At 43.1% G+C, this 18300-nt stretch carries 12 protein-coding genes; 4 read left to right on the plus strand and 8 right to left on the minus strand.

What is annotated here, in order from left to right:
* The first annotated feature begins 531 nt into the window (after nucleotides 1-531).
* A complete protein-coding gene (locus M886_RS04310) occupies nucleotides 532-1653 on the plus strand; it encodes an ORC1-type DNA replication protein (RefSeq protein WP_048046874.1) in 1122 nt (373 codons plus the stop codon).
* A 165-nt stretch (nucleotides 1654-1818) separates the two neighbouring features.
* Here M886_RS04310 and thsB read toward each other — a convergent pair whose 3' ends face one another.
* Complete coding sequence (thsB, locus tag M886_RS04315) at nucleotides 1819-3474, minus strand: thermosome subunit beta (protein WP_011033325.1); 1656 nt, start codon at nucleotides 3472-3474, stop codon at nucleotides 1819-1821.
* Between the two features lie 984 nt (nucleotides 3475-4458).
* Between thsB and dnaK the strand changes: the two genes are divergently transcribed.
* Both dnaK and M886_RS04325 read left to right on the plus strand, forming a co-directional pair.
* On the plus strand, nucleotides 4459-5913 hold the full coding sequence (gene dnaK, locus M886_RS04320; RefSeq protein WP_268745873.1) for a molecular chaperone DnaK: 1455 nt from the start codon (nucleotides 4459-4461) through the stop codon (nucleotides 5911-5913).
* A gap of 161 nt (nucleotides 5914-6074) precedes the next feature.
* Nucleotides 6075-6791, plus strand: a complete 717-nt coding sequence (locus tag M886_RS04325) for a J domain-containing protein (protein WP_230633313.1) — start codon at nucleotides 6075-6077, stop codon at nucleotides 6789-6791.
* A 52-nt stretch (nucleotides 6792-6843) separates the two neighbouring features.
* On the opposite strand, the gene M886_RS04330 is transcribed toward M886_RS04325, so the two are convergent.
* From M886_RS04330 to M886_RS04345, 4 genes are all read right to left on the minus strand, one after another.
* On the minus strand, nucleotides 6844-7575 hold the full coding sequence (locus tag M886_RS04330) for a DUF169 domain-containing protein (protein ID WP_048050718.1): 732 nt from the start codon (nucleotides 7573-7575) through the stop codon (nucleotides 6844-6846).
* A 45-nt stretch (nucleotides 7576-7620) separates the two neighbouring features.
* Nucleotides 7621-9240, minus strand: coding sequence for an O-phosphoserine--tRNA ligase (gene sepS, locus M886_RS04335; protein WP_048046866.1), 1620 nt, complete (start codon nucleotides 9238-9240; stop codon nucleotides 7621-7623).
* 363 nt (nucleotides 9241-9603) lie between these two features.
* Nucleotides 9604-10236 (minus strand): haloacid dehalogenase, encoded by a 633-nt coding sequence (locus M886_RS04340; RefSeq protein WP_048037453.1) that lies wholly within the window; start codon nucleotides 10234-10236, stop codon nucleotides 9604-9606.
* Between the two features lie 766 nt (nucleotides 10237-11002).
* Nucleotides 11003-11275: a UPF0147 family protein gene (locus tag M886_RS04345; protein WP_048037451.1), complete on the minus strand. Its 273-nt coding sequence runs from the start codon at nucleotides 11273-11275 to the stop codon at nucleotides 11003-11005.
* Between the two features lie 245 nt (nucleotides 11276-11520).
* Between M886_RS04345 and M886_RS04350 the strand changes: the two genes are divergently transcribed.
* Nucleotides 11521-12135 carry an Sjogren's syndrome/scleroderma autoantigen 1 family protein gene (locus M886_RS04350; RefSeq protein WP_048050719.1) on the plus strand — a complete coding sequence of 205 codons (615 nt, stop codon included), beginning with the start codon at nucleotides 11521-11523 and terminating at the stop codon, nucleotides 12133-12135.
* A 92-nt stretch (nucleotides 12136-12227) separates the two neighbouring features.
* Here M886_RS04350 and M886_RS04355 read toward each other — a convergent pair whose 3' ends face one another.
* From M886_RS04355 to M886_RS04365, 3 genes are all read right to left on the minus strand, one after another.
* Nucleotides 12228-14822 (minus strand): DEAD/DEAH box helicase, encoded by a 2595-nt coding sequence (locus tag M886_RS04355; RefSeq protein ID WP_048050720.1) that lies wholly within the window; start codon nucleotides 14820-14822, stop codon nucleotides 12228-12230.
* Nucleotides 14823-14990: 168 nt separating this feature from the next.
* On the minus strand, nucleotides 14991-16859 hold the full coding sequence (gene glyS / locus M886_RS04360; protein WP_048050721.1) for a glycine--tRNA ligase: 1869 nt from the start codon (nucleotides 16857-16859) through the stop codon (nucleotides 14991-14993).
* Between the two features lie 380 nt (nucleotides 16860-17239).
* Nucleotides 17240-18064, minus strand: a complete 825-nt coding sequence (locus M886_RS04365) for a CPBP family intramembrane glutamic endopeptidase (RefSeq protein WP_048050722.1) — start codon at nucleotides 18062-18064, stop codon at nucleotides 17240-17242.
* Between the last annotated feature and the right edge of the window lie 236 nt (nucleotides 18065-18300).

Consider the following 18300-nt stretch of genomic DNA (forward strand, 5'->3'; position numbering starts at 1 on the left):
CTTTTTACAAATTAGATTTAAATACATTTATCAGCGTAAATTATAGATTTCTCTCTTTATCAGAGCCGGGTTATTGATGTACCTGATTCTCAGCTTTCTTGACAGTCTACCAGAACTACGGGATGCCTGTTCAGAAGCAGCTCATTATTTGTGATAATTCAAAAGCTCATTATTCGTAATAATTCAAAAAAGCTAAAACGTAATAGAACATATTTATGAAAAATTTAAACAGAGAAATAGCTATATCTACAAAAATTCAACCCATCTATATTAAAATCAGAGATTTGACTTCTTAAATCCTGTGTTAAAAACTGTGGAATTAGAAACTTTAATTTCACTGAATTCTCTGTCTGATTAGACTGCGTTATTAGAATTGGTCAGATCCTATCAGTCAGGCATAAGCAATCAGATACTTTTACAGTCCAGCACTCAAAATCAGTATCCTGTAATCACAGGAAATCCACTGATAAAAATTGGGCGATAAAAATGCCGCATTAAAATACACATCCAATTAAAAAGGAGCAGGTTTCCTTGACAGGTAACGATATACTACTCTGGGACGAAACCCTATTTAAGGACCTTTCGGTACTTGAGCCGGATTATCTCCCGGAATACTTTCCCCACAGGGATTCGCAGTTAAACGCGCTCAGGTTTGCACTTAAACCGGCTCTGCGCGGTATGCGTCCTTTAAATTGTTTGCTGGTCGGGCCTCCAGGTACAGGAAAAACAAGTGCAATCATGAAAACATTCAGAGAAGTTGAAGCTCATGCTCCAAATGTTGTTACTGTAAAGGTCAACTGCCAGATTGATTCTACACGTTTTGCCGTGATGTCAAGGATTTACAGGCAACTTTTCGGGATCTCTCCACCTAATTCCGGGATTGCTTTTAGGAAGCTCTTTGAAACCGTTGTAAATTTCCTGGTTTCCTCGGAGAAAGTCCTGATTATAGCGCTGGACGACCTTAATTATCTCTGCTGCGAAGGCCATGCCAATGAAGTAATGTATTCTTTGCTAAGGGCTCATGAGCAGTATCCAGGGGCAAAGATCGGGGTTATAGGGATCGTAAATGACGCATCTGACCTTTACTGCCTGGATTCAAGAGTTAACTCTGTTTTTCTGCCTGAAGAAGTATCTTTCCCAAGATATGAGGAAGGAGAGATTCTGGATATCCTGAAGGACAGAGTCAGGTACGGTTTTTATCCGAAAGTAATTTCTGATGAAGTTCTGAAACTTGTTGTCTCTTATGTGGAAAAGACAGGAGACTTGAGGGTTGGAATTGACCTTCTCAGACGTTCGGGCTTTAATGCCGAACGCAAAGGAAGACGCATGATTTTATTTGAGGACGTTGAAAAAGCATATGAGGCATCCAAACTGCTCCACCTTTGCAGGGGAATAAGCCTCCTTTCGGATCCTGAAAAACAGCTGCTTGAACTGATAGCAAAGAAAGATGAAATTAAAGCTGGAGAGCTCTATAAATCCTTTCATGAGCTTACACAGTTAGGATACACCCGCTTTTACGGAATGGTCAACAGGCTTCAGACCCTTAACTATGTTGATGCCGATTTTACAGGCAAAGGCAAGAGAGGCAGGACACGGATAATAAAAACAAAATATGAAGCTGAAGACATCCTTAATTGCCTTAAAAAAGCCTGAAAGAGAAAAAAGAACGTAGATTCACATGGATTTTCCGTTGAGAGTTCGGAAAACTTCTTTCAGACTTGGAGCATTTTCTGACTGAATTTTAAAAAAGGAGCAGTAAAGATACTGCACCTTTTCTGGATTCAATCAGTTTTCGGTTTTTCTCATTTTTTCAGGAATTTACATCATTCCTGGTGGCATTCCGCCCATTCCCGGCATTCCACCCATTCCTGGCATTCCACCCATTTCTTCAGGGCTTGGGCCTGCTGCACGGGTAGAAGCAATGATGTCGTCGATCCTGAGGATCATGACTGCAGACTCTGTGGCTGCATTGATTACCTGGGTCTTGACTCTGAGGGGTTCGACTACGAAGTTCTCCCACATGTCAACGACCTTGCCTTCGTAAACGTTGAGACCTGCAGTCTTCATGCCTTTCTCGTGCTGGGAGCGGAGCTCCATGAGCATGTCTATCGGGTCGAGACCTGCGTTCTCTGCAAGAGTCCTGGGGATAACTTCAAGAGCTTCGGAGTAAGCTTTTACTGCAAGCTGTTCCCTGCCTTCGAGGGTTGCTGCGTATTCCTGTAGCCTGAGGGCAACCTCAACTTCAGGTGAGCCGCCGCCTGCAACGAGCTTTTCGTCTTCGATTGCAACTCCTACTACGCGGAGGGCGTCTTCAAGAGCGCTGTCGATGCTGTCAACCACATGTTCTGTGCCACCGCGCAGAAGAATGGTAACAGCCTTCGGGTTGTCGCAGCCTGTGACAAAGGTCATGCTGTCGCCGCCAACCTTCTTCTCTTCAACGAGTTTGGCAAAGCCAAGGTCTTCGGGGACGATCTCGTCAAGGTTGGTGATGAGTTTGCCGCCAGTTGCTCTTGCGAGTTTTTCCATATCGCTCTTCTTGACTCTGCGGACTGCGAAGATACCTGCTTTTGCAAGGTAGTGCTGGGCGAGGTCTTCGACACCCTTCTGGCAGAATACTACATTTGCGCCGCTGTTGATAACTTTCTGGACGATCTTCTTGAGCATCTGCTCTTCCTGGTCAAGGAAGGACTGAAGCTGGTCAGGAGAGGTGATTGAGATTTCTGCGTCCACTTCGGTGTCTTTAAGTTCGATTGCGGTGTTCAGGAGGGCGATCTTTGCATCCTTTACTTTCTCAGGCATATTTGTGTGGACTCTTTCCTTGTCAATGATCATGCCTGGGATGAGCTCGGAATCTTCGGTTTTGCCGCCGACTTTCTTGACAACGCTGATGTTTTCCTTGTCAACTGACATCTTACCGTTTGTGTCGACAACGCTTGTAACGGCATCCACGGCAATTTCAGCAAGAAGCTTTTTGGAGGACTCCGCACCTTTTCCGGTCATGGCAGTTTCGGCAATGCTGAGCAGAAGGTCCCTGTTACCCATGTCTACACTCATTGCCAGGGAGTTAAGAACCTCAATAGCTTTCTCGGCTGCCAGTCTGTATCCGGATGCAATAATTGTCGGGTGAATTTCCTGTTCGATCAGGTCCTCGGCTTTGTTTAAGAGTTCACCTGCGACAACAGCTGCACTGGTGGTTCCGTCTCCTACTTCATCGTCCTGGGTCTTGGATACTTCTACCACCATCTTTGCTGCAGGGTGCTCGATGTCCATCTCTTTGAGAATGGTTGCTCCATCGTTTGTAATGACCACATCGCCCATTGAGTCCACAAGCATCTTGTCCATACCTTTGGGACCAAGGGTGGTCCTGACTGCTTCTGCTACTGCTTTTGCAGCCATAATGTTGTTGCTCTGGGCATCCCTGCCTCTTGTTCTCTTACTTCCTTCTTTTAAAATGAATATTGGCTGTCCTGCCATTATTTAATCCTCCTTATTAGTGTGAGTTTGGAATTGCTCTGGAATTAAAATCGCATTTTACATGTTTGTACTTCTATATAAACTCATCCCATCAACCTTTACAGGATAAGTGTGCTCTGACCTTTTAGTTATTCAAGAAATAGCCCAATATAGTCCCTTCTTATACTGAATCTCTCTCATAGAAAAGACAGGATTAAAAACCGGGTGTATATGGATACATACTTTCGGTTCCGGGTTTCTTTCAGAATAAAAGGGGCAAATAACTCAGCAATACAGAACATATGGAAATAAGGTGCTAAAACAAAAGATAAGAACAAAAAACTCAGTGATAAAATCTAAAAAACTCAAGGATGAAATCTAAAAAACTCAAGGATGAAATCTAAAAACTCAAAGATGAAATCTAAAAACTCAAGGACGAAATCTAAAAAACTCAATGATAAAATCTAAAAAACTCAAGGACGAAATCTAAAAAAACTCAAAAATAAAAACAAAAATTAAATAATAAAATATAAAATAGCCCAAGGTTAAAAATAAAAAAAATTAAGGATAAGAACAAAAAATCTCTTAAAAATTCTATAATATACTTACTAGAATTTTGTAAAATATTATCTCTTTTTATTGTTAATATTTTATCTGAAGTTTTGTTCTTTCGTTTTTCTCTTATTTACTCTTTTATTATCTGCTATGCTGTATATAAATCCAGTATTGACATGCAAAGATTTAATTTTGTTTGAGATAAGTTGAAGTTTTGATTCCGTTTATCCTTTCTGGCGAAAAGTTTTTTTAATCTTATCTCTTTGTATTACTAAAAAAATCTAGGGAGAATATTTAATATCTGAGTAAATATTATACTATCTATTTGTCTGATCACTATACTTTAATTCTAAATTTGTATGCTCTAACTATAGTAGAAAAATTAATATCTCTTCACGACATTATAAAAATCTTGGGGGTGCGCCAACGGCAAATATCAGAGGAAAAGTACTGGGCATCGACCTGGGAACCACCAATTCTTGTATGGCGATAATTGAACTTGGTGAACCCAAGGTCATCACCAATTCCGAAGGGAAGAGGCTTACGCCTTCTGTTGTAGGTTTTTCAAAAAAGAACGAGTTACTTGTAGGGGACCTTGCCAAAAGGCAGATGGTATCCAATCCTGAGAATACCGTTCATTCTATCAAGAGGCATATGGGGAAACCCGATTACAGGGTGACACTGAACAATGAAAAATTCACTCCTCACGGAATTTCCGCAAAGATCCTTCAAAAATTAAAACATGATGCTGAGAAATACCTGGGGGACGCCGTTGAAAAAGCGGTAATAACTGTCCCCGCTTATTTTAACGATTCTCAACGCTTTGCAACAAAAAAGGCAGGCGAACTTGCAGGGCTCGAAGTGCTTAGAGTTATAAATGAACCTACTGCAGCTGCGCTCGCTTATGGTCTGAGGGACGGGATTAATAACCGGAAAATTATGGTTTATGACTTTGGGGGCGGGACTTTTGATGTCTCCATTCTTAAAATTAAAGACGGGATTTTTGAAGTCCTTGCCACAAGCGGGGATACAGAGCTCGGCGGCGACGATTTCGATACGCGGATTGTTGAACACTTACTTGCCAGGTTCCAGGAAGCCGAGGGGAAAAACCTCTCAGATATACCTCAGGCGATGCAGCGCATTAGAGAGGCTGCGGAACGCTGTAAGATCGACCTATCAACTCTCGAAACCGCAAATGTTAACCTGCCGTATATTTTCGAAAATAAAAACCTGGACATAGATATAACAAGAGAGCAGTTCAATAAAATGACTGAAGACCTTGTTAAGAAAACCATTTCAATTATAGAAAAAACCCTGCAGGATGCAAGGCTTTCACCCTCGGAAATTGATGAAGTTATTTTTGTTGGAGGGTCCACCAGGATACCTGCTGTGGTGAAAGCTGTGGAAGGGTTCATGGGAAAAAAGGCTCTTCAGAACATCAACCCTGATGAAGTGGTAGCAATGGGGGCTTCCGTCCAGGCTGGAATTCTTGGAAATGATTACCTCAAATCTCCAAGGGAAGAAGTTGATTCGGGCAACCTTGTGCTTCTTGATGTTACCTCTCTTACCCTCGGGTTTGAAACCGTGGGAGATCTGATGGCTCCGATAATTCCAAAGAATACGACAATTCCCACAAGAAATAGTAAAACCTTTACCACACATTATGATAACCAGAGGGTTGTCAGGGGTAAAATCCTTCAGGGAGAAGAAAGGGCTGCATCGAAAAACGTTACTTTAGGAACGCTTGTCCTCGATAATATCCCGCCTTCTCCAAAGGGAATTCCAAGGATAGAGGTTACTTTTGACATTGATGCTAACGGAATAATAAATGCTACAGCCAAAGATCTTGGGACGGGAATTATGAGGAGTGTCACTATAGAAAGGCCCCAGGGTCTCAATGACTGATAATGTGATACACCAGTATCCAGAAGCGCTGAATTTCAACAAATTCACGTCTCAAATAAAGGTTCAATAGATCAACGATCAATATATCAACAGACCATTGGATCAAAGGGTCAATATTGGATCAACGGGTCAATAATAGAATGGTTCAGGGGAGGAAAGCAGTGGACTATTATCAATTATTCGATATTCCCAGAAGCGCATGTCTTGAGGAAATCGAAGATAAGTATCATTATTTTGCAAAAAAATATCATCCGGATAGAGCCAGGTCTCCTGATGCCCATGAAAAATTCATAAAAATCAAAGAGGCTTACGAAACCCTCAAAGACCCTCAAAAAAGAAAAGCATATGATATGTCCCTGCCTCCGGAAGAGAAGGTGACTGAACTCTCCTCTGCCCCTGAAAGCCAAAGCAATAGCCAGGGGACTGACCAGAACCCGCAGGTTCCAGAAATTCCCGATCTCCCCTCAGGTTCTAAATCTCCTTTCAGAACAACCACTATTTCCTATGTATCCTTCAAATCCGGAAGCGACCCGCTGAGTGCCGGTCAATCAACCTCATCTTCCGAATCTGATACCGTTGACTGGTCCAAATATGTTTATTCCGGAAAGAGCCAGGACACGGAAAATGAAGGCTCCTCAGGCAAGTCAGGCAGCAATGCCGATTGGTCAAGTGTTAAGGTCAGGTATGAAGGGCTTGTGGAAGAGGTTGATGGTACCAGACGCAAAAAACACTCTTCAATGAGTTCTTTTTTATTGAAGACCTTTGTCTTCGCACTCGTTATGATCTGTCTTCTGGCAACCGTTGCAGTTGTTTCTCCGGGACAACTGGAGGCTATCGGGCTGGAAAGCGTGGTGAACTTCTTCGATAAATTATTCTAAAAAGCCAAGAGATGTAATTCACCCTGCGCTACTACATTACTGTTCAGCATCTTTACTCTGTTGTTTCGGGGATCTTTGAAAGCCCTTCTTCAATTTCCTTTATTTTTTCAAAAGCAATTCCCAGGGGAACTTCAAAATCTTTATATCCAGTGTGTTTTCTTGACCCTTTACACCCGAAAGATAAACTTATGCCCTGTTCAAGAGCAAATACGGTACAGTCTCCACAGATTGAGGCTGCACCCATTGTATCCATTACTGTCCTTTTCCCTCCGGAATAGGCATTTGCCTGGACAACTCTCATGGCTCTCTCAGGTTTAAGAAAGAGAATAAGCACATCAAAAATACCTCTATTAACTGATAAGGGTTCTATCACAATGGAATGAAATTTTCTCTTTAATCTCGGAAGGGATAGAGCTGCTTTTTCTGCATCCTGTTTATTACTGTACCTGCCGGACCTGAGATAATATTCAGCAGGGCTCTTTTCGGAAAGCCCAAGGACATAATCTCCGGGAGAACAGCTCTGTCCTGAAATTCTGAACTTTTCTCCCATGCGGGTTTTTTGCACAAGTTCACAAAAAAGGAAGCCGGATTTCTCGGGGAGTTCATTCCTTTCTTCTCCGGATGTTTTTTCTTCAGGAACTGATTTCTGGAAGGGCATTGTTCCATGAAGCCTTTTTTTCACATCCCCTTCCTCTGTTTCAAAGGTTATGCACACAGGCTCTCCAGTTTCCATCAGTCTCCTGATTTCTGAATATCCTGGTGACGGGACACCTTCATTTTGCATACAGCCCTTCCGTTCTGCATTATTATTTCTGTTTGCCGGCTTATTTTACTCGAATTCCGCTTTTACCGAGGTGAAGACCGGGCCTCTGATATCTATCTTTTTATTTTTGCCTGTGATATATCTCTGGGCAGTAGTTCCCATCTTCAGGTTGACTTCCGAGGGGACCTTGACAATCCGAATCCTGACAATATGCTCATCTGCTCCGGACATTGCAGCCTCTTCGATTTCTCTGGCAGCCTGGGCTGCAAAAGCCTCTATAAAGCGTATGCCTGCCCTTGCAGAGTGGTTTTCAAAAGCTTTCTGCCATTTCTTGTTGTTTGGAATTCCCAGAATGTCTCCCTGATAGGCAACTACTTCATTGAACGCGGCAGGCCCGCAGAGCTTTGTATTTTCTTCAGGCTCGATTACGGAAACCTTAACCTTTCTTCCGCAAACCTCGCCTTCCCAGGCAGGGAACTCACAGGGGCTTGGCTCTTCTCCGTGCAGTTCACACTGGGCAACCACTGCAGATGCAATTTCCTGCCCTTCAGGGGTTTCAGGCATTCTATCTACAAAAACTTGCTTTGCAAGTCCGCTGTCAGGCATTTCCCACTCACTGTACAGCGGGATCTGAGGGTAGGTCAAAGAGCGGACATCGGGCGCATCGTGCAGGATCATGGCAAGCCTTTCCACTCCGAGCCCGAGGTTCATTACGGGATACGGAATATCGTATTCAGCAAGGGCTGTAGGAGAATATATGCCGAAAGTTGCGACTTCGATCCAGCCATCAGAGTATTTTGAGTTAGAACCTACCAGTTTCGGATGGAAAGCGAAGACCTCGGTCTGGGTGTCAGGGACATAATATTTGCTGCGCTTCTCGTCCGGCCTGAAAAGGAACTTTTCGAAACCGAACTGTGAGAGAAGCCCTTCTGACACTGCTTTACCATGGTCTACAGTCACATCTTCATCCATTATCACACAGGAAGCGGAATAATAGGTCATAAGCCTTGAAGCGTCTTCCTGCTGTTCGCGCCTGAAACAGCGGTCTATTGAGAAGAAGTGGAAAGGAGGCTCTTCCCTCTCAAGCAGGGCTCCCAGGGAAATGAACCAGCCGCTTGTCATATGACTGCGCAGGGTTTTTGTGCTTGCCTGGGGGATAAGTTCTTTAAACTCAGGGAAAACCCTGTCAATCATGTCAGCTACAAGGGCATCCGAAACTTCGAGGGCTGCAGAGATTTCGGGAACCAGGTCGTCTCCTTCAATCTTTCCTTTCTTATAAGCGTGAAGTTCTTTCCTGATTTTGTCTATGCCTTCTTCTCCTATATCACCCAGGATTTCGGTTATCTGTGCGATGCGTTCGTCAGAAATCCCCACATTGGGGCGGGGCAGACCTGCAAGATAAAAACAGCGGTCAAGTACTGCGAGTGCCTCGCTTCCGAACTGCTTGTGGACCTCTTTTTCATCAACTATAAGAGGGTTCATCATCTCTTCAAAACCCATACGCATATAGGCTTCTCTCAGTTTCTGGATTGTATCGTAAACAGGGTGAGCCTTCCCGTATCTCAGGGTTGTCCTCGGGTAGCGCTCGTTAAGTGTAGGCATTTTGACCATTTTTTTGCCTTCGTTCCAGGCATGGTCAAAATTTTCCTTTGCATCTTTTTTTATTTTTTCTGGATCAAATTTCATATATATCCTCTTGTAACTGATTACTGGAATTCGGATCTATCAGACCCTTAGGGTTTTATCATTTATATGTATATGTTGAGCTGTTTGAATGCCGGTACGGTAAGCCGGATAAGGGGTTTCAGGTAACGGGGTGTCGAATTGTAATGTAACTTCACTAAACAATAAAATTATATGTAACTCCAGAAATAACAAATGGCTCTGGAGTTATTGTGAAGATTATCCTGCTCTTCCTCTCAGCCTGATTCTACTTATAGCCTGCAGTTCTGTAAGGCACTGAAGGAGAGAATTATTTTTAAACCTTATTTTTATTTGATTATTTTAACTCAGGTTTTGCATCCAGGTTATCTCTTCTTTTTCATCTTTTTACAGCCTGGTCTCTAGGCTTTTCATAGCAACTTCAAGTTTTTTCTGTTGAATTGAGTTTACGACATCGCCGCGTGTTTTTTCTATCAGGGAGCGGGACACATCAGTCTTTCGTCTGAGCCCCCCTGTGATTGCATCGGGATAGTCAAATTCCATAAGGGTTGCATGGATATTTTCCATGATACCTAAAAACACTTCGGCTTTTTCAAAGGCTTCCGCCCTTATAAGGTCAAGAATATGCCTTCTGAGCTCTCCCACCACATCCCCAAGCCCATTAAGGTATGCAGCATATTCAACCCCCAGTTCATCAGGAGAAGGAAAGTCCTGTGTTTTTCCTTCGTCTTTAAGCAGGCTGTAGAGGACTGCAACTTCCGAATACTCCTGCTGTGCATGTTCTACAAATCCTGCGTGGTAAATGTCAGCATGCCCTTCAAACCGGGCTACAAGCTTTTTTAAAGAGTTTCCGGCTGCTTCTATACTTTTACCCGCTTTCTCAAAGTCTTTCCCATGCAGGGCAAAACTTGCTGTCCTGCACTCTCTTACAATTTCCCTTGAAATTTTCAGTCCATCTTCCCTGATCCTGTCTTTAACCTCAAGATTTTCCCTTATATGGCTAGAAATTTCTTCCAGCATTGATTTCTTCCCCCCGATTCAATTTTTTATTTTTTTCAGGTTTTTATAGTTTTATTTCAAAAATTTCAGAATGTGTTTTGACCTTAATTCATGTCTTTACGCTGGTTCAGCATTGCAATGTGCTATTTTTATTTCCCTCTCTTTATCGCCTCGCCAATATTCTCAATTTTTTGATATTGTAAAATCCCATTTTGAGATCTTTTATTTCTCTAATTCTCTTTTTATGTTCTTTTTTATGTATCAACTTATCTATATTAATTATTCTGTCGGCAGCAAAATTTAATTTGAATTTAAAGTCCGATTCAGTAAAACGGATAAAAATAGGGATTAAAATGGAGATTAAAAATAGAGAATAAAATAGAGACTAAAGATAGAAGATAAAATACAGGAAAAGGGAAGAATATCTAAAAAAACGCACATGATATTCTTCGAATAACATGCCCAAAAAATGAAAGTACTAGAAAGCACTTTCATGCCAAATAAAAAAAGAGAAAAAAGATAGAAAAGAGGTTTATTTCTGGCTTTTATCTTATCGGTATCCTTTACCTCTGGTTTAATTCCAAAATCAGATGGACGTGACTATCAAACTTGCCAGGTCACTTCCTTTATATTTCTTTTTTTAGAATAAGGTTAAGTTCAGGATTTTTTTACAGAATCGTCTCAAGAAACGAATCTGAGCTTTTTCTTTCCGGAGAGGATTTTCTTTTAAAATGCTCTCTGGAGAATTTTTTACGGAATAGAAAAATTCTTCTGTTTTTCTCTGGCTTTACTCATCTACCGGAATGGTTTCGAGCTGGCTTGAAAGGTTCCAGATCAAAGTCCTCGTGTGCAGAGGAAGGTTCGGGTCATTGCTTATATCTTCTAGAATGGAAATGCTCGATGCTGCTCTAAGGAAGAGAGGTTCGGATTCGTTGTTCAGGATATCCATAATTTCATTCACAGAACGCCTGATATTTCGTGGAACTGAAGAGTCGCTGGTTATACTTTCTAGGACTTGAAGACATTGTCTGATAACTTCTGATGAATCATTTGATGACATTTGAATCACCTTCGCAGTCAGTTATGATATAAAAATTAGAGCTAATAAATTAGTGTAAGACAGGCTTGTTATATAAAATATTATCGGTGACCCACGAGCCTGATAGCTTCAGGGTCTCAGCCTTACGATTTTATGTACAGGTCTTTTCTTCTTTATGTTTTATAAAGGTAACTTCATATAGAGGGAGTTACAGGAAAAACCTTACAAAATGATCTGAAAACTATGTAAAAAGGAAGGTAAGGCGTATGGATTCTGATAAAGACATGAAAGTAAAAAGAATAGCCCGTTTTCTGGAACTTGGCGGCACGATGCTCGCTGAACATTGCAAAATATGCGGAGCCCCCAAGTTTCGTTATCAGGGAACAGTAATCTGCCCTATATGTGATGTTCGGGAAGAAGGGGGAGAAACTGCGGCTCCCGAACCTGCGGCAGAAGTCCAGGCTCCAGAAGCCAGACCTTCCAGTGAAAGGGAAAGGTCCTCTTTTGAGCCCAGAAAGAAAGTGCAGGTACGCAGACAGAAAACCCGGTTCGGACAAAGGGCATCGGAAATTGAAGAGGAAGAAGAGAAAACTCTCCCGTCTGAGGAAGAAGAATTCACTGAGACCCTTTATGAAACCGAAGAAACGGAAAGTATAGTCCCTGAAATTCAGGCTAAACCTGAAGTCCGGGCAAGAAGTACTGAATCGTCCGGCATTTCTGCAACTGATGGAGACTGTAAGGCACTGGAAAACCTTCTCTTTAAAAAGATGGTAAACATTGCAGCTTCCCTGCAAAATGAAAAGAACCCGCGCAGCATTGCCGAACATCTGGAACTGATAGATAAAAGCATCGGGCTGGTAGAGAGGCTAAGAAAGATATAAAAGACCTGTTAAATGCCTATAAAGACTTGGCCGCAAAAGCCCTGTCACTGAAAATAAAATTGCTGCTGGAAAAGAGAAAAGAAACCTGCAGCTTATCCTTTATATGGGCTTTCAAGAACTTCCCGGATTCTGGCCGCCGTTTTTGGGCCTATTTGCTTTACTTTCTTCAGCTCCTCGATATCAGCCCTCATAACAGCCTCTACCGAGCCGAAATACGAGAGAAGGTTTCTGGCTGCTTTAGGCCCGATGTTCGAGATTGAAGAGATGAGGTATTCCTGCTGTTCTGCAAGAGTGCTGGCAGACTTTTTCCCGTGAGGGTTGATTTCACGTTTATTTTCTGTCTGCTCCCTCTTTGCAAGTATTTTCAAAATAGATGCGGTTTCCTCTTCGTCGCGGGAATAGAGGATGGATACCCCAAAATCTATTGCAATGGATGCAAGGGAACCATAAATAGCATTCGGGTTAATCTGCCTTGAAGTGAAAAGGTCTTCCCCTTCAATTATCAGAACAGGTTTTTCATAAACTCTTGCCAGGTCAGAGAGCTGGGCAAAAAGGTTGCGTTTTCCGTCAATCAGGGAACATGCAAAGTCATCTGTACGTTTCCTTTCCACTGCAAGGCGGTCGCTCACGATATAGTCTCCGATTTCAAGAGCCATAAATCTGAGTTCCATGCCGAGTCTGTCCAGAGTTTTCGCAACCCCGCTTTTTGTTTCTCTGTGGTCGATTATAATTTTAAGGAGGCTGTCTGAGCTTTCTCCTGATGCGGTTCCGAAATCAACAAGGGTTTTTTGCTTTTCTTTTATGTTTGCATAATCTTTCTCGTTTTCTTCTTTCTTTCCAATCTCATCTGAATTTTTTTGCAGTTTTATGTCCTTCGTGTGTGAAATTATCTCGCTATCTTTTCCGTTTTTTCCCTCAGTTTTTCCGGGATCCCCAAAATCAGTTATAGGGAAGTCTTCAGTATTTTCCAGGCTCCCACTTTCGATTTTATCCATACTTTCGCTTTCAATTCCTTGAAATTCTGGGTAAGAGTCCAGTTTTGTGTTTTGTTTTGATTCCGGTTTTGAGTCTGAAATAAAAGACACACTGTCAAAATCGGAAAGCTCAGAGCTTTTTTTGACATTTTTCGGGCCCAGGACAGCTTCAAGTCCGTGCATACTGTTCAGCATTCTTTTTTCCTTGTTTTTGCTGCTCCAGTAATAAGCCTCGTCTCTTGTGCCTTTTGTCACGAGAACGGTCACTCTGCCTTTGTGCTGCCTGCCTGTCCTGCCTTTGCGCTGGATGCTCCTTATCTCAGAAGGGACAGGCTCGTAAAACAGAACAAGGTCTGTGGCGGGAATGTCAAGACCTTCTTCAGCAACCGACGTGGCTACCAGGGCATTATATTCCCCGGCCCTGAACCTTTCAAGGATTTCAACCTGCTGTTTTTGCGTGAGCCCTTTATCCTTATGGCGAGAGCCCTGCCCCACAAAACGGACAGGATTAACTCCGGAAACTCTGGAAAGAGCGTTAACCACCATTTCAGCGCTGTCTCTGTAGTTTGTAAAAACAATTACTCGCGAGTCCGGGTTACCTTCTAGTTGCTCGCATACGATTCTCCGCGCAAGCTCCAGTTTTGGATGTTCAACCTCGCATTCTTTTGCCCGGTAAAGGGTCTTCCGCATATAGAGATCGTCCATTAACCTTTTTGCAGCCTTGCTCGCTTTGCTCGAAGAAGCTTCAGCGTCGAGTTTTTCCAGATATTTTCTGAGGGCTTCTATCCCCTGGGTTTCCACCATTTCCACTGCATGGTTCACCTTCATCATCTCTGCGACCACGGACATGGCAGAAAAGACTGCAGGGTCTCCTCCTACCCTGATTTCTCCCTGAAGCTTTTTCTGGAGGAGCAGCAGGTCTTTTTTGGAGACATATTTCCCGCTGCCTGCAGAAAAGCCCAGGTTCCTGATAATTGCAAGCCTGTCGTCGAAAATTTTCTCAAGATAGCTCCGGATTTCTGCCATCTCTGCGGGAAGATTAACCTGAAGCCATTCGATTTCTTTTTCCTGCACATATGGGCGGACATCCCTATCTTTTTCCGTTTTCACGGCTACATTCTGGACATGCAGGGCTTCACAGACCTCTGATATCTTCTCATCCGAACTTCCCGGGCTTGCTGTAATTCCGAGCACATGCGGATTTTTCGCACTCTCAAAATACTTCTCCGCAATAAAGGTATAGGCATAGTTTCCGACTGCCCTGTGGGCTTCGTCAAAAGTGATATGGCTAACGTTCTCAAGGCTGATCCGCCTTGTAAGGATGTCGTTTTCAATTACCTGCGGGGTTGATACTATCAGTTTTCCCTGTTCCCATAGCCTTTCTCTCTCTGCGGGGGGAATGCTGCCAGTAAAAGCCAGAACCTCTTCTTCGGGAAGAGCCATCACCTTTTTGAAAAAAGCTGCGTGCTGCTCAACAAGGGGTTTCGTAGGAGAGAGAATAAGGGCTTTTCCTCCGAAACGCTGGAGTCTGGAGGCAATTACAAAAAGAGCTATTATGGTTTTTCCAAGTCCCGTAGGAAGTACAACAAGGCTTGAACCCTTAAGGGCTTCTCCTGCAAGGTTGAGCTGGTAAAGCCTCTGCTCCACTGTGTCGGGCTTTATCAATGGATGCTTCATGCATTCCGGTTTCTCAGGAAAAAGACTTTCTTTCATTTTGATTCAGGATCGCTTATTTTTTCAGGTTTATTTATTTCAGGGCTTTATTTCAATTATAAAAAAGTAATAAAAAATTAAATATTTTGCTGTAGGCTTCTCAGCCCGCAGCTCAGGAATTTACAGGTTATAATTATTCCCTTAATTCATTCTTCAATTAATTCTAATTTAGAAATTAAAGGGTTTACCTGCAGATTCGAAATTTCTGCCCCTGTAGATCAGTTCGTAGAGCACGTTTTCGATTCCACTGATTGGAGCCCTTATCTGGCGCATGGAGTCTCTGTCCCTGATTGTGACGGTCCCGTCCTGAAGGGTATCATAATCAACAGTAACCGAGTATGGAGTCCCGATTTCATCATTTCTCCTGTAGCGGCGCCCGATGGTCCCGGAGTCGTCGTAATTGACGAGCAGGTTCTTTTCCCTGAGTTTTGCAACGATCTCTTTTGCAGGGTCTGCAAGCTCTTTCCTGGTAAGAAGCGGGAGGACCGCTACCTGAACAGGGGCTACTGAACTTGAGAAGTGCATCACAAGGCGGGTTTCTTCTTCACCTTCTCCCTCAGTTTCATCCTTTGTTGCTTCCGGTCCTTTTTCTGCCTTTTCTGCTTTCTCTGCACCTTCTGTTTTCTCTGCACCTTCTGCTTCTTCTGCACCTTTGAGACCGGATTCTGCTGCTTTCTTAGCAACATTTTCTTCGTCAAAGGCGTGTTCCATGGTACCGTAGAAGATCCTGTCTATACCATAAGAAGGCTCAATGACGTGAGGAATGACGTTTTCTCCGCTGACCTTTACGGTCTCTTCGGCAAAATCCACTACATCCGAACTTACAGACAGTTCTTCTCCGTCTACTGTAACTGTGATCTGGTCCTTTGAGAGCTCTTCTTCCGAAAGCTGTTTTAAGGCGTCTGCAACGGCTTTTGCTTTGCCCTTGAAGAGGGGGCCGAGTTTGCCCATATTCGGTTTCACAACAAAACGGGTCACCATTTTGGGCTCGTCATACTCTACGTAAACGTAAAGATCTGTCTTGCTGACCCTTGCGTGGGCTTTAAGGTCATAATCAGTCCTGTCTGCAATGCCCACAATTTCAACCCAGCCGAAGCGGTCTGTTTCGATTTCGGCATCCCAGCAGTCGATTGCGTAGTGTGCCATCTCGTCTTTCAGGTGCTGCCTGAACCTGAGCTTTGCAGGTTCGATCCCTACTTTTGTCAGAAACTCGTTTGTAAGAGCGATGTTGTAACCTAGGACTTCGTGGGCGATAACGCCGGTTTCTACAGCTTCGCGAACTGTCATCCTGATCGGTTCACCTGTTTGCTGGGCTGCCTGTGAGTAAAGAACAAGTTCTTTTTCCGCGAAGCGCTCGAAATTGGAGTGCTTCTTGTTCCTCGGGTCAACAAAGAGTTCACATTCAGCCTGAGTGAATTCTCTGAGCCTTATAACACCCTGCCTTGGTGCAATTTCGTTCCTGTAAGACTTGCCTATCTGCACAGCCCCAAAAGGCAGCTTGTCTCTATAGAAGCGGGAAAGCCTCTGGAAGTCAACAAACATCCCCTGCGCTGTTTCCGGCCTGAGGTACCCCTGCCTTCCTGTCCCGGGCCCGATTGTGGTCTTGAACATCAGGTTAAATTCATAAGCGTCGTTGAGCTCTCCGCCACACTCGGGACAGGTGATCCCCTTCTCCTTTATGATTTCTGTGAGCTGTTCTGCGCTCAGGGTCCCTGCCGCATCCATGACGTTTTCCACCAGATGGTCTGCCCGGAAAGCTTCTCCGCACTTTTTGCATTCGCACAAGGGGTCAGAAAAGCCTCCAACGTGCCCTGATGCGACAAAAACATCCTCGATACCTATGGTCGGGCACTCGATTTCCATATGCCCTTCCTGAATTACGTAAAACTCTCTCCAGATCTGCTCTATGCGCCTTTTCAGCGTGCTCCCTAAAGGCCCGTAATCATAAAACCCGCGGCTTCCGCCATACAGCTCAAATGAATTCCATAAAAAGCCGCGGCGTTTTGCCAGCTCGAATACTTTTTCGTATTTGTCCATTTTATAAGTCCTCGTAATATTGATTGGGGGATACTGGATAATCGTGAATTTTTGATTTGTTAGAAATAATAGATGGATAAAGGGAATCATTATATTAAATTTGCACTGCTCTTGGATGGGTGAGGAGATAGAAAACGATATTTGATGGTAAAGGTTTAGCTTCATCGATCAAGTTTTCCATAGTGACATTCTTCAGACTTAAGCACAGCGTAGAAATCTTCTTAAAACTCCTTAAAGCCTGACTCAAAGTCAATAATGGACTTTATTAAAAGAAAAAATAAATGATCTTAATATACCCTACACTGTTGATGTTGTAGATCTTTCCAGAGTTTTGAAAGGTTTTAGAGATAAGGCTCTTAGAGATGTGTCATACGGAAAAACTAAAGATTAGGATGGAATCCGCAAAAAAGGTTTTCGTTAGCTGTTTTTCTCCATTTTGCTTTCCATAATAGTACAATTCCCAAAATAGTAAGAATTAGCATCTGCCAGTTTTGTGAAAGCGGACCTAAACCAACCGTCCCTTCAATGGAATCACGAACCTCATCAAACGCGGCATGGTAAACGGTCGATACGGCTAAACTTTGCGTGCTTGACCAGATGTAAGCAAATACAACTGCGTGCATAATCGTCGGTACTAAACTGACAAGCATAACAAGCGGCACTGAAATAAGAGGGTTGCCAGTCATCTGCATTCCCATTACAACCACAACTGGCAGGTGCCAGACCCAGGTGACAAAGCCGTGCAGAAGCAGTGCGTTGCGGGCTGTATATCGGGCGAATAAGCGGGGCAGCAAATATCCACGCCAACCGAACTCTTCGCTAAAAGCTGGAATGAGTGTGATTGTGAAGCTAAGTAAAAACTCAATTAGAATTGTCCTGGCGCTTATATCCTGAGGGGCTTCATAAATTCCCATTAACTGTTCAACAACTCTCGGGAAAGCCCACAAAAACAATGCAAGTCCAAAAGCGTATGCATAATGCCTGGGTTTGCCCCATTGCCAGCCAGCGTTTTCAAACCCGTCCCTGAACACAAACTTGCCGGCAATATAAGTGCCGACAGCGACCATAATCATTGATAATAAAAGAAGCGGCTTAAAAGCTTCCCCTAAAAATGGGTAGGCGATCTGAAAAGGCCATGAAAGCACAATGATGATTAGCAAATAAACTTTCAGTGAAAATGAACGATCAGGGTCTTCGTTTTTCATGAAAATAATAATTTAAATTGTGATATATACTTTTTTAAAACTTATCTCTGCGCCAGTTGATATCATCTTTAAGGGTATTCATTTTTAGATATTTGCGTTTCGATCATTCTTTTAATTTCTTTGGGTTTTATCCCCTGTTTACTTTTCGAGACAAATCTGAAGGATATTATTATGAAGAAAGTTATGTATGCCTGAGAGATTTGCGCTCAGGTCTCATTTCACATAATATATTAGGG

The organism is Methanosarcina soligelidi (assembly GCF_000744315.1).
Classification (GTDB): Archaea; Halobacteriota; Methanosarcinia; order Methanosarcinales; family Methanosarcinaceae; genus Methanosarcina; species Methanosarcina mazei.

Bases quoted from the DNA above. Each gene is read 5' to 3' on its own strand.
- thsB (WP_011033325.1), bottom strand. From the start codon at position 3,474: ATGGCAGGACAGCCAATATTCATTTTAAAAGAAGGAAGTAAGAGAACA.
- M886_RS04330 (WP_048050718.1), bottom strand. From the start codon at position 7,575: ATGCAAAATGAAGGTGTCCCGTCACCAGGATATTCAGAAATCAGGAGA.
- sepS (WP_048046866.1), bottom strand. From the start codon at position 9,240: ATGAAATTTGATCCAGAAAAAATAAAAAAAGATGCAAAGGAAAATTTT.
- M886_RS04340 (WP_048037453.1), bottom strand. From the start codon at position 10,236: ATGCTGGAAGAAATTTCTAGCCATATAAGGGAAAATCTTGAGGTTAAA.
- M886_RS04345 (WP_048037451.1), bottom strand. From the start codon at position 11,275: ATGTCATCAAATGATTCATCAGAAGTTATCAGACAATGTCTTCAAGTC.
- M886_RS04350 (WP_048050719.1), top strand. From the start codon at position 11,521: ATGGATTCTGATAAAGACATGAAAGTAAAAAGAATAGCCCGTTTTCTG.
- M886_RS04355 (WP_048050720.1), bottom strand. From the start codon at position 14,822: ATGAAAGAAAGTCTTTTTCCTGAGAAACCGGAATGCATGAAGCATCCA.
- glyS (WP_048050721.1), bottom strand. From the start codon at position 16,859: ATGGACAAATACGAAAAAGTATTCGAGCTGGCAAAACGCCGCGGCTTT.
- M886_RS04365 (WP_048050722.1), bottom strand. From the start codon at position 18,064: ATGAAAAACGAAGACCCTGATCGTTCATTTTCACTGAAAGTTTATTTG.